At 54.9% G+C, this 13,053-nt stretch carries 12 protein-coding genes; 5 read left to right on the top strand and 7 right to left on the bottom strand.

Features of this window, described 5'->3' with window-relative positions; genetic code table 11:
* Positions 1-104 precede the first annotated feature (104 nt).
* Positions 105-830 (top strand): class I SAM-dependent methyltransferase, encoded by a 726-nt coding sequence (locus tag VFK44_04350; GenBank protein ID HET7627604.1) that lies wholly within the window; start codon positions 105-107, stop codon positions 828-830.
* 35 nt (positions 831-865) lie between these two features.
* Positions 866-1,234 (top strand): hypothetical protein, encoded by a 369-nt coding sequence (locus VFK44_04345; GenBank protein ID HET7627603.1) that lies wholly within the window; start codon positions 866-868, stop codon positions 1,232-1,234.
* Between the two features lie 100 nt (positions 1,235-1,334).
* Here VFK44_04345 and VFK44_04340 read toward each other — a convergent pair whose 3' ends face one another.
* From VFK44_04340 to VFK44_04310, 7 genes are read right to left on the bottom strand one after another with little or no spacing between them, the layout of a single operon-like run.
* Positions 1,335-2,156, bottom strand: a complete 822-nt coding sequence (locus tag VFK44_04340; protein HET7627602.1) for a carbohydrate ABC transporter permease — start codon at positions 2,154-2,156, stop codon at positions 1,335-1,337.
* 1 nt (position 2,157) lies between these two features.
* Positions 2,158-3,123: a sugar ABC transporter permease gene (locus tag VFK44_04335; GenBank protein ID HET7627601.1), complete on the bottom strand. Its 966-nt coding sequence runs from the start codon at positions 3,121-3,123 to the stop codon at positions 2,158-2,160.
* Positions 3,124-3,175: 52 nt separating this feature from the next.
* The gene (locus tag VFK44_04330; GenBank protein HET7627600.1) at positions 3,176-4,483 is read right to left on the bottom strand and encodes an extracellular solute-binding protein; all 1,308 of its coding nucleotides are present in this window, start codon (positions 4,481-4,483) and stop codon (positions 3,176-3,178) included.
* Between the two features lie 34 nt (positions 4,484-4,517).
* Entirely contained in the window at positions 4,518-6,131 is a 1,614-nt protein-coding gene (locus VFK44_04325; GenBank protein HET7627599.1) for a response regulator, read from the bottom strand.
* Positions 6,118-7,668, bottom strand: coding sequence for a sensor histidine kinase (locus tag VFK44_04320; GenBank protein HET7627598.1), 1,551 nt, complete (start codon positions 7,666-7,668; stop codon positions 6,118-6,120). Before VFK44_04320 ends, VFK44_04325 begins: the two co-directional genes overlap by 14 nt.
* Positions 7,665-8,699, bottom strand: coding sequence for a sugar-binding protein (locus VFK44_04315; GenBank protein ID HET7627597.1), 1,035 nt, complete (start codon positions 8,697-8,699; stop codon positions 7,665-7,667). Before VFK44_04315 ends, VFK44_04320 begins: the two co-directional genes overlap by 4 nt.
* Positions 8,651-9,640, bottom strand: a complete 990-nt coding sequence (locus VFK44_04310; GenBank protein HET7627596.1) for a Gfo/Idh/MocA family oxidoreductase — start codon at positions 9,638-9,640, stop codon at positions 8,651-8,653. The genes VFK44_04315 and VFK44_04310 overlap by 49 nt, the downstream gene beginning before the upstream one ends.
* Before the next feature lie 609 nt (positions 9,641-10,249).
* On the opposite strand from VFK44_04310, the gene VFK44_04305 reads away from it, so the two are divergent.
* The 3 genes from VFK44_04305 to VFK44_04295 all read left to right on the top strand — a co-directional run bounded on the left by VFK44_04305 (position 10,250) and on the right by VFK44_04295 (position 13,018).
* Complete coding sequence (locus tag VFK44_04305; GenBank protein ID HET7627595.1) at positions 10,250-11,683, top strand: amidase family protein; 1,434 nt, start codon at positions 10,250-10,252, stop codon at positions 11,681-11,683.
* 115 nt (positions 11,684-11,798) lie between these two features.
* Positions 11,799-12,632, top strand: a complete 834-nt coding sequence (locus VFK44_04300) for a sulfurtransferase (protein HET7627594.1) — start codon at positions 11,799-11,801, stop codon at positions 12,630-12,632.
* Positions 12,596-13,018: a hypothetical protein gene (locus VFK44_04295; protein HET7627593.1), complete on the top strand. Its 423-nt coding sequence runs from the start codon at positions 12,596-12,598 to the stop codon at positions 13,016-13,018. Before VFK44_04300 ends, VFK44_04295 begins: the two co-directional genes overlap by 37 nt.
* Positions 13,019-13,053: the final 35 nt, after the last annotated feature.

Raw genomic sequence — 13,053 nt, 5'->3', positions numbered from 1 at the left:
CGGACAACGGCGGAGACAAGGCCTATTTTTCAAAGGAAACCCATCCCAATCTCCTGCTATGTGCCATAAGATGTGACATGAAGAAAGGAGAGGATCAGAAATCGATGGATTATCATGATATGTTAGCTCACGTTGGGGCAGGCGGCGCTCATCCCGGCGGCTTTGCCGCGACTTTGAATTTTTTGAGCCATTTCCCGATTGCTGCAGGAGCGAAAGTGCTCGAGGTGGGTTCCGGAACAGGGCAAACCGCCTGTTATCTTGCGGAAAAAGGATGCGACGTAACCGCGCTTGATCTCCGTGAAAAAATGGTGGAGAAAACGCAGAAGCGTGCGCAAAGCAAAGGGGTGAACGTGAAGGCCGTTCAAGGAGACGTAACGAAGCTTCCGTTTGAAGATGAATCGTTCGATGTCGTGTTGGGCGAGTCAGTGACAGTTTTTGCCGATATTCCGAAGGCGTTGAGGGAATATGTGCGCGTGCTGCGTCCGGAAGGCGAATTGTTTGATCGGGAATTAATGGCCGTCAAACCGCTCCCCGAAGCGATGAAGCAAGCGATCAGCACCTTGTACGGCGCCAAAGAACTCCCTTCGCTCGATCAATGGCTGCATATGATCGAAGAAGCCGGGTTTAAAGAAGTAGAGGTGTGGAATCCGACCGCGCTCGCCGATGACCTCCTCCATTTTCTTCCCGGCTTCGACGACCCCTCGCTTGCGGAACCGGCGACAAAAGAAAACGCCGCCGAAATTAAGTCGATCCAACAACAAAATTTGTCGATCTTGACAAAGTATGAAGATTACCACGGCTACGGCGTGTTTATGGGGATAAAAAAATAACGCAACAACTCCCCTTCTGAACAAGAGAAGGGGAGTTGTTCCCAATTATCGCGCATGAGCGTTCTTATTTGGGCGAAATACCGGCGATTTCCAGATTATCGCTCATCCAGCACCTTATTTTCGTCACAACCCCGGAAATCGCCATGATTTCCGGGGTTTTTAAGAAAATAAGGCCTGTGGTGCGCGATTTCGTGCGAACATCGGCGGATATTGGGCAAATAGCGCTTCTGATGCGCGATTTGTCCGTTGTGGATGATGACAGTTTCGGCCTGCCGAAACTATCCGATCTTATGATTTTGAAGAAATCGCGCATGAGCGTTCTTATTTGCGCAAAATGCCGGCGATTTCCAGATTATCGCTCATCCAGCACCTTATTTTCGCTACAACCCCGGAAATCGCCATGATTTCCGGGGGTTCTAAGAAAATAAGGCCTGTGGTGCGCGATTCCGCGGCGCAACGGCACATTTTTCGAAAATAGCGCTTCTAGTGAGCGATTCGTTCCGATTATCCTTTGACGGAACCGGCCAACAAGCCGCGAATGAAGTAGCGGCCGGCGAGAATGTAGACGAGCATCGTCGGCAAGGCGGCGAGCAACGCGCCGGCCATCTGGATGTTCCAGTGGACGACTTGGCTGCCGGCCAGGTTTTGCAAAGCGACCATGATCGGATGCTGGCCGTGGCCGGTAATCGTGATCGCGAATAAGAATTCATTCCAGATGTTCGTAAATTGCCAGATGGCGACGACGACGAAGCCGGTGATCGACAGCGGCACGATGATGTGCCGGTAGACGCGGATGAAGCCGGCGCCGTCGATTTGCGCCGATTCGATCATCGAATCTGGAATGCTTGCGTAGAAATTGCGGAACATGAGCGTTGTCACCGGCAAGCCGTAAACAACGTTGACGAGCACGAGACCGGCAATCGAGTTGTACAAGCCGATCTTTTGAATCGTTTGGATGAGCGGAATCAAGATGCTTTGGTATGGGATGAACATCCCGAACAATAACGCGGTAAACACCCATTCCGAGCCTTTGAATTTCCATTTCGACAACACGTAGCCGTTCAACGAACCGAGCAGTGCGGAAAGGAGCGTAGCCGGAACGACGAGATAGACACTGTTCAAAAAGTTCGGCGCCAGTTGTTGAAATGCGGCGCGATAGCTGGAAAAATCGATGGTATGCGGCAGCTGCCACATCGTCGCGATCGACACTTCGGCGAACGGTTTCAAGCTCGTCACGAGCAACACGTAAAAAGGGACGAGAAAGACGACGGCGAACAGGACGAGCACTGCATAAAGCAAGCTCCTGGAAAGTAAGCGTGCAGTCATCTTAAGCTTCCCCCTTTCGGCTTCGGATCAAGTAAGGCACGATGAATACGGCAACGAGCAACAACAGTACGATGGCAATCGCCGCACCGCGCGCGTATAAATTCGCCTGGAAGGTCGTGTCGAACATGTTGACGGCCGGCATGTCGGTGACAAAATTGGCACCCGGACCGGTCATCGTGTAAATCAAATCGAAGATTTTCAACGAAATGTGGAGCATCATGACGATGACGCCGAATGTGATCGGTTTGAGCTGCGGCAAAATGACTTTAAAATAAATTTGTCGTTCGCTGGCGCCGTCCATGCGCGCCGCTTCCCTGAGCTCCTCGGGAATTCCACGCAGCCCGGCAAGATACATCGCCAGCGAGAAACCGGTCATTTGCCAGACGGCCGCAATGATGACGGCAATGAGTGCGATCGGCATGCCGAATTCGATTTGGAACAACGACCACCCCGGCACGACGCTCGTGTCCGTATACCAGCCAAACGCCCAGCCGAGATCATCGAGAAGGAGATTGACTCCTGTTTTTGGATTCAATACCCAGCGCCAAACAACCCCCGTTACAACAAACGATAAAGCCATCGGGAACAAAAAGATGTTACGAAACAACGATTCGCCTTTCAGCTTTTGATCGAGCAGCACCGCGAACAACTGGCCGAGAAAAATGACACAGGCGATGAACAAGATCGTGAACACGACCATGTTGCGCAAGTCAGCTTGGAAACGAAACGTTTGAAAAAGTTGAACGTAGTTGTCGAGCCCGGCCCACGATAAATCGGGAACGATCGAATTCCATTGGCTCAACGACACATAGCCGGTCCAGCCGATGAACCCGTAAACGAAAACAGCGATCAAAAGCAAGGAAGGCGTTAAAAATAAAAAGGCGAGCAGCTGGTCTTTCGAAAGCCGCCGTTTTGCGTTCGTCCGCGGAAGCAGCGGACGTTTTGCAGTTGTCGGTTGCGTGTTCATATGTTTCTCCCTCCCCTAAAGAAAAGAAGGGCGCCTGCGGCGCCCCCATTGGTTACTGCAATTGTGAGCTTGCCTGCTTCAGCGATCGCAGGAACGAATCGACATCCTTTTGGGTGACGAACATATTGACGGCGGTGTTCACTTGATTCAAGAATCCCGGAGGTGCCGCGGAACCGTGGGCAAGGCTCAACGCGAGCGTTCCTTTTTCATCAGCCGCTTTAAAGTCTTTCATCGCCGATTGGCTGTATTCGTTGAATCCAGACATGTCCGTTTCCGTGTTCGCTGGAATCGATCCTTTAATTTCGTTAAACGCCGCTTGCGCTTCCGGCGTGCCGAGATAACCGAGGAACTTCTTGACCGCATCGGGATGTTCCACGCCTTTCGGGAGGCCGAACGAGTCGTTGATGATCATAAAATCGTCCGTCGTTCCCGGTGATTCGATCCAGCCGAAGTCTTCGTTCGGTTTCCAACCTTTGCTGACGAGATAGCCTTCCGCCCAGTCGCCCATCACGTTCATTGCCGCCTTGCCGTCAATGATCAGCTGTGTGGCATCTTGCCAGGCGAGCGAACTATGACCCTCGTTCACGTAATCGAGCATCTTTTTAAACCGTTCTGCCGCTTTCCGGACGCCTTCGCTGTCGAAAGAAAGCTCGCCGGTCCACAATTTCGCATAGTTTTCCGGCCCAATCGTGCCGAGCAACACGTTTTCAAACAACATCGTTGCCGGCCAAACGTTTTTGTCGCCGAGCGCGAGCGGCGTTACGCCATTCGCCTTCAGCTTTTCCGCAGCCGCGAAAAACTCGTCAAACGTTTTCGGCGGTTCGATGCCGTATTTTTCAAAAATCGCTTTGTTGTAAAACACGACGTTTCCGCGGTGAATGTCAATCGGCACACCCCAGACGTGACCGTCTTTGCTGTTCATGTCAATCACTTTTTGCGGAAACTTGTCCTGCCAACTTTTCTCCTTGTACAACTCATCAAGCGGGCTCATTTTTCCCGCGTTCACCCATTGAAACAGTTCCGCTCCGCCGTGAACCTGGAACGTCGACGGCGGATCTCCGCCTTGCATCCGCGTGGAAAGCACCGCTTTCGCATTCGATCCGGCACCGCCGGCGACCGCAGCATTAACGACGTCGATGTTCGGATATTTTTCTTTGAACCCTTTCAACAAGGCTTTTAACGCATCTGCTTCACCGCCTGCCGTCCACCAGCTGAAAATTTCCAACTTGACTTTGCCGCTGCCGCCGTCTCCGGCATCCCCGGATGCGTCTTCCGATCCGGATCCAGACCCGCCGCATGCCGACAATAACAAAGCAACGACGAGCAGCATGACCGTCCATAAGCTGAACTTCTTTTTCATTCAGGAATTCCCCCTTTACTAAATGTAAACGCTGTCATGATTGATTGTAAGGGACTCCTTGGTCGCCGTGGGCGTCAATTTCCTTCCTTTTTTTGCGATCTTCTTCCTTTTTTTGCGGTTCTCCATTCGACCGGTACTCGCTTGGCGGACAGCCGACCCGTTTCTTGAACAGGCGGCTGAAGTAGTTTGGATTCCCGTATCCGCACGCATAACAAATCTCTTTCAAGCTCATGCCGCTCGTTCGGAGCAGCTGTTTCGCCTGTTTCAAGCGCAAATCGGTGACATAGTCGATAAAAGTTGTCCCGGAGCGTTCTTTAAACAGCTTGCTGAAATAATAAGGGCTCAGCCCGACGTGCTCCGCCGTTTCTTCCAACGTCAAGGCGCTTTGAAAATTCGCTTCCATGTATCGTTTCGCCGCTTCCAACGTTCCGTAAGCGTGTTCGTGCTGCCACTTGTCCATTTGTTTGGCGATCGAAAGCAGTCTTGTTCGCACCGCAGCTACCCGCTCGTGAATGTCGCCGGAGTCCTTGACTTGTTCGTGCGGCGCAAGTACAACACCTGCATTTTCCGTCATCCGTTCTGCACGGTAGGCAACATCTTCGAGCTCCCGTCCGAAATCACTTGTTTTACTTTTTCCAGCTGCCCATTTGTCGAACAGGCGCAGCATCAGTTGCACTTGACCGTCATGAACCGCTTCCAACAACGACTGCTCAAGCCGCAAATCTTCCGCGCCCCTTCCCGCATTCAAAGAAGCATGAAACATCATTACCCGCACATTCGCGTTCGTCTGGTCCAACGCCATCAACGCCTCGTCGCACGACGTACTGAATGCCTCCAGCCGCTCCACTTCCGTGCCCATTCCGATCGCCAGCGCCACATCCGCGAACACCGCCTCAAAGTCCGCCAATATCCGCTGCGCTCCCCGCACCGCCTTCGCACGCACCGTCCTGCCATCCTTTCCGTCTCGCACCGGGACAAGCACCGGCACATGCCCGCCGATCAGCGGCCCGACAAACGCTTCCTCCCGACGAATCCACTCCTGCCGCAGCCATTCATACGCCGCTTTCTCCTGCTCTCTTCCCGCCACTCGGCATACGGCCGCATACGCCGTCTGTTCGCGCCAGTCAATAAACCCGAACCGGTCGGCGGCTTCCGCCTCCTCCACCCGGTTCAGAAACAGCGCCGTCACCCACTCCGCTCGCACAACCGACTCCGCCTGACGCAATTTCCCCTCGAGCGCTTCGCGCTCCCGTCGCTCCGCCCGCTCGCTTTCCACTTCCGCGAGCACGCGCCGAACCGTCCGCCAAATTTCTTCCTTCTTGCTCGGCTTCAACAAATAGTCCTTCACGCCCTCCTTCATGACTTCACGGGCGTACGCGAACGTATCGAACGCCGAGACCATAATGAATTTGACATCCGGCTGCGCTTCCCTGATCCGCTTCACTGCCTCGACGCCGTCCATTCCCGGCATTTTAATATCCATGAAAACGACGTCCGGCATTCGTTTCGCAGCCAACGCCACAGCCTCACGGCCGTTCGCCGCCTCAGCAATGACTTCCGCTTCTTGGACGCCTTCGGCTAACATATTGCGCATCGCCAGCCGCTCAATTTCTTCGTCGTCGGCGATCATAATTTTATAACGACTCATCTTTACCTCCCGTTATCTCCGGCAACCGCAAGCGAACCGTCGTTCCTTGCCCTACCGCCGACTGGATGTCGAGCAACCCTTCTTTTCGATAAAACAACGCCAATCGTTTCATGACATTATGGACGCCGAGCCCCGTCGAATGCCCGTGCGGTTTCGCCGCTTCTGAACCGTCCCGCTCCCGTTCCCGGCTCGCCGCGGCTTCACCTCGGCCGGCACCATCCGGTTCACCCCTGTCCGCATCCTCAAACGTCCGCTCATCGCCGTTCGCCTCTGTTTCCGCGTCAGCCAACAGCCGTTGGCGCGTCGCCTCGTCCATGCCTACCCCGTTGTCGGACACTTCCACGAGCACATCGGTGCCTTCGGGCGCAATTTTTATCGTGATTTCCGCTCCGTTTTCATACGATTCGATTCCGTGCACGAACGCATTCTCCACGATCGGCTGCAACGTCATGTTCGGCACCGGCCGCTGCAAACAACCTTCGTCAATCTCAGTGCGAAACGAGACCCGATCTCCGAACCGCGCCGACTGGAGAAAGAAATATTCCCGGATGATTTCCACTTCCTTGCCGAGCGTCGTCGGACGATCAAGCCGCGACAAATTATGGCGCATGAGCGCTGCCGTCGAATCGATCAAGGCACTCGCCCGTTCCGCGCCTTCCAAATAGGCGGTGCGCGAAAGCGTGTTCAAAATGTTGAACAAGAAATGCGGATGAATTTGGCTTTGCAAGCTTTTCAGTTCCATCTCTTTCAACAGCTGGTCGAGCTCCGATTGTTCCTTGATTTCCCCTACGAGACGACGAATGTCGGCACGCATTTCATTAAACGTTTGCGTCAAAAAACGCAATTCGTCTTTCGTGTACGCCTGCACCGGCTCCCCGTCCAACTGCCCTTGTGAAATTTCCCGGGCGGCCGCCGTCAACTGCCCGATCGGCTGTGTGATGCCCCTTGAGAACCAGAGCGCAAACAACGCACAAAGCAAAAACGTCGAGACGAACACGAAAATGCCCATCGATTGGAAATATGCGCTCTTTTTGTTCATTTGCAAATAAAAATTTTGATACCGGGCCAATTCCTCGTTGAGCAAATCAAGGGTGGTTTCTTTGATGAACAAGGAAATTCGTTCCGCCTTCGGCAAATGAGCTGAATAACGGTCGATCGAACCGCTCTGAAACGAACCGGAAACGATCGCACATTCTTCAAGGAAACTCGTAATCATGTTGCGGTAGTTATCCACCGTCAACCCGTTGGCTTGCGTAGCGATGGCAGACAATTGATCTTGCTTGCGTTTCAGGTTAGTGCGGGCGCGCAAGTAGTCACCGTAAGCTTCCGGCGTTTGTTCCGCCAAATAAACGTTCAGCTGTTCGAAAACCGCCGAGGTTTGCTGAGAAACTTCATTCAACAAATAAAATCGCTGCAGCACACGGTTGTATTCATCGATCGAGCGTTGCCCGTTTTGATATAAAAAATACGCCACGGAGTTCAACAGCGCTGCGAGAAGCAGCAGAAACAAGAACAACTTCGTGCGAATGCGAATCATCGGCGTTCCGCCTTCCGCGAAAGCGGCAAGTCCGCCGGAAGCACAATGTTCACCGGCGTTACGTGTCGTTCCGTCACCGGTTTGCCGTTGACGATTTCCACCATCAGCCTCACACTTTCATACCCCATTTCGTAAGGCTTCTGAACAATCGTCGCGTCAATCTTGCCGTCCTTCATTAAAGTGAGCGTGTCCTCGACCGCATCAAAAGCGAGCAAGAACACCGTTTTCGACTGGCCGAGACTTTGCGCCGCAGCGGAGATCCCGATCCCGTCGAGCGCGCTCGTCCCGAAAAAGGCATTCACTTCCGGGTGCTCCCGGAAAATTTTATAAGCTTTCTCGGCCGCCTGCACTCGTGAAATCTGCGACGATTCAACGGCAACCACTTCAATCCCGGGAATCTCCGCCACCGCGTCGCGAAACCCTTTCACGCGCAGCCGCTGCCCCGTCGATTCGAAACTTCCGGTGACGATGCCGACTTTCGCCAGCCCGCCGGTCGCCTTCGCCAAATACCGGCCGGCTTTCAGCCCAGCCGCATAATTGTCCGTCCCGACATAGGCAAGCCTCCGGCTGCCGGGCAAATCTGTATCCACAGTGACGACGGGAATGCCGTGTTGAATCGCATCATTGATCACCGCGACTTCCCGTTCATCAAGGCCTTGCGTAAGAATGCCGTCCACCTTCGCGGCCACTGATTCACGCATTACTTTTATATGTTCGGAAAGATTCGACTGTACCGGCCCGCGATACTCGACAACGGCGCCGTACTTTTTCGCCGCAGCGTCGGCCCCTTTCTGCACTGACCGCCAATACGGATTGTCCATTTCCTCAGGAATGAGCACGAAATGATAGTGCGGCCGAACGTATTCAGACGATTTCGCCAAACCGGCATCCGATTGCACACCCCGAATCATAAAATACACCGTCAGTGCGAACGAAACGGCCAGCAACCCGGCAAGCGCCGCGTATAACCCTCGATAAAGTTTCACCTCGAAACGCTCACCGCGTTTCCGGTGCGCATCGCCTCGCGGCACGCATCAATCACCTGCATGTTCCTCACCGTTTCTGCTCCCGGATGCACCGGCTCCGTCTGCTCGAGTACGCATCGTGAAAAATGCTCCACTTGCGCCTTGTACGCATCGCCTTCAATCACATGCGTTTCCCCGTTCACGACGATACGTCCGTTGCCGTCGTCCGTTTTGTCCGGCCGAAACGGCCGTTCCACATAAATCCGCCCTTCACTGCCGACGACCTCGTAAAACTCCTCGTCCGGCGCCTCAAAGCTGCAATCAAACGCCGCTTGCACGCCGTTGGCAAACGTCAGCAGCCCGCTCGTCGTCATGTCGACGCCGAACCGGCCGTCAATTCTCGCTTGCGCATACACGTGCGTCGGCTCGCTTCCAAGCATATAGCGGCTGGCATGAATGCAATAGCAGCCGACGTCATACAGCGCCCCGCCGCCGAGCTCGGGATTCGTCCGTATGTTGTTCGCCGCATCGTTCAGCGTGAAACTGAACCGCGAGCGCATCGTGCGCACCTCGCCAATCGCCCCTTCGGCGATCAGCGCGCGCACCTTCTCATGCTGCGGATGAAACCGGTACATGAACGCCTCCATGAAGAGGACATGGCTGCGTTCACATGCCGTGACCATATCGGCGGCTTCCGCCGCCGTCAACGCCGCTGGCTTTTCGCACAGCACATGCTTGCCCGCCGCTGCCGCCTTCTTCACCCATTCCGCATGCAAGCCGTTCGGCAGCGGAATGTACACCGCGTCCACTTCCGGATCTTCGAGCAACGCTTCGTAGTTGGTGTAAGCCTGTTCGGCTCCATATTCCCGCGCCGCTTGTTCCACGTTCGAGCTCGCGCTCGCGATTGCGTACAGCTTCGCATTGTCCGCGCGTTGGATCGCTGGGATGAGCGCTTTGCGCGCGATTCCGGCGTTACCGAGGATTCCCCAGTGTACTTGGTTTGTCATGTTTGCATTCACATCCTCTCACCATTCGCTTTTTTTCCAATTTTAACATAGTCGTCAGTTGAGACTATGTGATGGGAGTTGACGTACGTTGCCTGCCGGTTGGGTCAGGTGTAAGATGGAGGAAAAACGGACGGGCGGATTGGAACATGTCCGCTGCGGCGGACATGAAAGATTGTCGCTGGGATGGCCAATAACGCTCACCAGGAGGCTTATTTTCTTAAAAATGGCGATTTTCAGATGAAATCGCTCATGAGGAGCGCTATTTCCCGAATTCACGTGAATTTCTTCGCGAATTTCCACCCTTTCCGGAAAATAGCGCTTCCAGTGAGCGATAAATTTCAAATCCGGGCATTATACCGGAAATAACGTCTGTCATGAGCGATTCCGGCATTTTCGCCGCCTCCGTCATCAGTGTTCGGTTTCTTTACAGAGATTCATGGTGTCCGCTGACATTTCAAGTTTCGCAGCAGCGGACATTTCGTCCGCATCACGCTCCAACTGCTGAGCGGAGCACATGTCTGTAAACATCGTGAACCCATTCATTCTCGTTTTTTATCAGATCACATATTCGTTTGAACACCATCACAAACAAAAAAGGGGAAAACAGAAATGAACCTATCAGAATGGTCAGTCGACGACCTGCAAAAGGCGATGGCCTCCGGCGAGCTTACAAGCGAGCAAATCGTCCTCGCTTACATGGAGCAAATCGCAAAGCATAACCATGAAGGAGCCGCGATCAACGCCGTCCTTGAAATCAACCCGGACGCGCTCGACATCGCCGCCGCGCTCGACGCGGAACGCGCGGAAAGCGGTGCTCGCGGTCCGCTGCACGGCATCCCGGTCCTGCTCAAGGACAACATCGATACCGGCGATAAAATGCACGCGAGTGCCGGATCGCTCGCATTGAAAGATTCGTATGCCGCCAAGGACTCCTTCGTCGCGAAGCAGCTCCGTGAAGCGGGCGCCGTGATCCTCGGCAAAACGAATCTCACCGAATGGGCGAATTTCATGACGGAAGGCATGCCGAACGGGTATAGCTCGCGCGGCGGCCAAGTGCTGAACCCGTACGGCCCCTGCCGCCACGATCCCGGCGGATCGAGCTCAGGCTCGGCGGCGGCGGTCGCCGCCAACATGACGGCGCTCGCCGTCGGCACGGAGACGTCGGGTTCGATCCTGAGCCCGGCAAGCGCGCATGCGCTTGTCGGCGTGAAGCCGACGGTCGGCCTCGTGAGCCGCAGCGGCATTATCCCGATCGCGCACAGCCAGGACACGGCAGGTCCGATGGCGCGATCGGTGCGCGATGCGGCGCTGCTGCTCGGCGCGCTCGCCGGGCCGGATCCGGAGGATCCGGCGACGGGGAAGGCGCCGCGCGAGCGCGAAGACTACACGAAGCATCTCGACGCGAACGGCATGAACGGCGCAAGCATTGGCGTCGTTCGCGAAGGATGCTTCGAGGAGCTGGAGCCGGAGCAGCGCAAGGTGATGGAAGCGGCGATCGCGCAGCTGGAGCGGATGGGCGCGCGGGTCGTAGACCCGGTCGCGATAGCGAGCGCGGGGAACGAGTGGACGCTGGACGTGCTTGTGCACGAATTTAAGGCGGACCTGAATGCGTATCTGGCGAAGTTGGCGCCGGGGCAGCCGCATTCGCTGCGCGAAGTGATCGCGTATAACGAGGCGCATGCCGAGAGCGTGCTGAAGTACGGGCAGACGTTGCTGCTCGAAGCGGAAGCGACGAGCGGGACGCTGACGGAGGCGGCGTATCTCGAGAGCCGCATCCATGACATCGAAAATTCGCGGGAAAATGGCATTGACCGGGCGATGGCGGAGCACGGGCTCGATGCGCTGCGTTTCCGGCGAATTTTCGGAGCGGACATGCCGGCGCGAGCCGGGTATCCGTCGATTACGGTGCCAGGCGGGTTCACGGCGACAGGGGAGCCGTTCGGGGTGACGTTCACGGCACGGGCGTTTGAGGAAGGCGTTTTGATAAAATTGGCTTACGCGTTCGAACAGGCGACGAAGCATCGGCGCGCTCCGCGACTGTGATTCCGGTGTCAATTTTATAAAAAGTTCCGACTAATCAAGCAATACTCTTGTAATCCCACCGGTTTAGTAGTATTTTGAAATCAAAGTTCAATTTTTCAAGGAGGTTTTACACGAAATGGCTGAAATTCAATCGGAAGCACTCGTTTCTACGCAATGGGCAGACGACCATAAAGGCGACAAAGACGTCCAACTCGTCGAAGTCGACGTCGACAACAGTGCATATGAATCGGGACATATTGAAGGCGCGATCGCCTGGAACTGGACGACCCAGCTGAACGACAATGTGCGCAGGGACATTTTAAGCCCGGAACAGATGGCTGACCTGCTTGGCGAATCGGGCATCACGCCGGACACGACGGTCGTATTGTACGGCGACAACAACAACTGGTTTGCCGCGTTCGCTTACTGGCAACTGAAAATGTTCGGCCACGAAAAAGTGAAGCTCATCAACGGCGGCCGCGTGAAATGGGAGCAAGAAAACCGCAACTACACGACGGAAGTACCGTCCGTGGAAAAAACGGAATACCCGGTAAAAGCTTCTGATCCATCGCTGAGGGCGTTGCAGCCGGATGTCATGGATGCCTTGAACAGCGCGACGGCGCTCGTGGACGTGCGCAGCCCGCAAGAATTCACGGGAGAAGTGATCGCACCTCCGGGCATGACGGAAACGGCGCAACGCGGCGGACACATCCCCGGCGCAGCCAACATCCCTTGGAAACAAGCGACGGAGGACGACGGCACGTTCAAGTCCGAAGACGCATTGAAAGAATTGTACGGCGGCAAAGGAGTAACGCCGGACAAAGACGTCATCACGTATTGCCGCATCGGCGAACGTTCGGCGCATACGTGGTTCGTGTTGCATGAATTGCTCGGTTATAAAAATGTCAGGAATTACGACGGATCGTGGACCGAATGGGGCAGCATGGTCGGCGTTCCGATCGAGAAGTAGGGATCGGCTTGGAAAAAGTCAGTGACATCACGATCGCAAAACAGTTCTTCAACGAATTATCGAAAAAAAATACGCCCGAAAAGCTGCAGCTGTTTTTCGAGTCGAACGTATTGGATCGCTACCAGGAACAAGACGGGATCAAGATCATTCGCACGGACACGTCCGGGCGCATCTCAAAAACCGGCGTCTGGAGCTTTGATTTCGGCATCAGCGGCGAGGACGACGCTTTCATTCACCTCACCGCGGAATCGTTTTTTGTGCGCTTGCCCGAACGCGAGCGCGACCATTGGATCGAGCATATGGTCACGCTCCCCGTCAGCAAGAACTTTCTAAAAGGACTCGTCCGTCCCGGCTGCCTTGACGACGGACCGATCCGAAACTGGTAAACTAGAGGAACCCGGGCCGTCAACGGCCCGGGTTA

It is taken from the genome of Bacillales bacterium (genome assembly GCA_035700025.1).
In the GTDB taxonomy this organism is placed as follows: Bacteria; Bacillota; Bacilli; order Bacillales; family DASSOY01; genus DASSOY01.
This window is presented reverse-complemented; position numbering and strand designations above follow the sequence as displayed.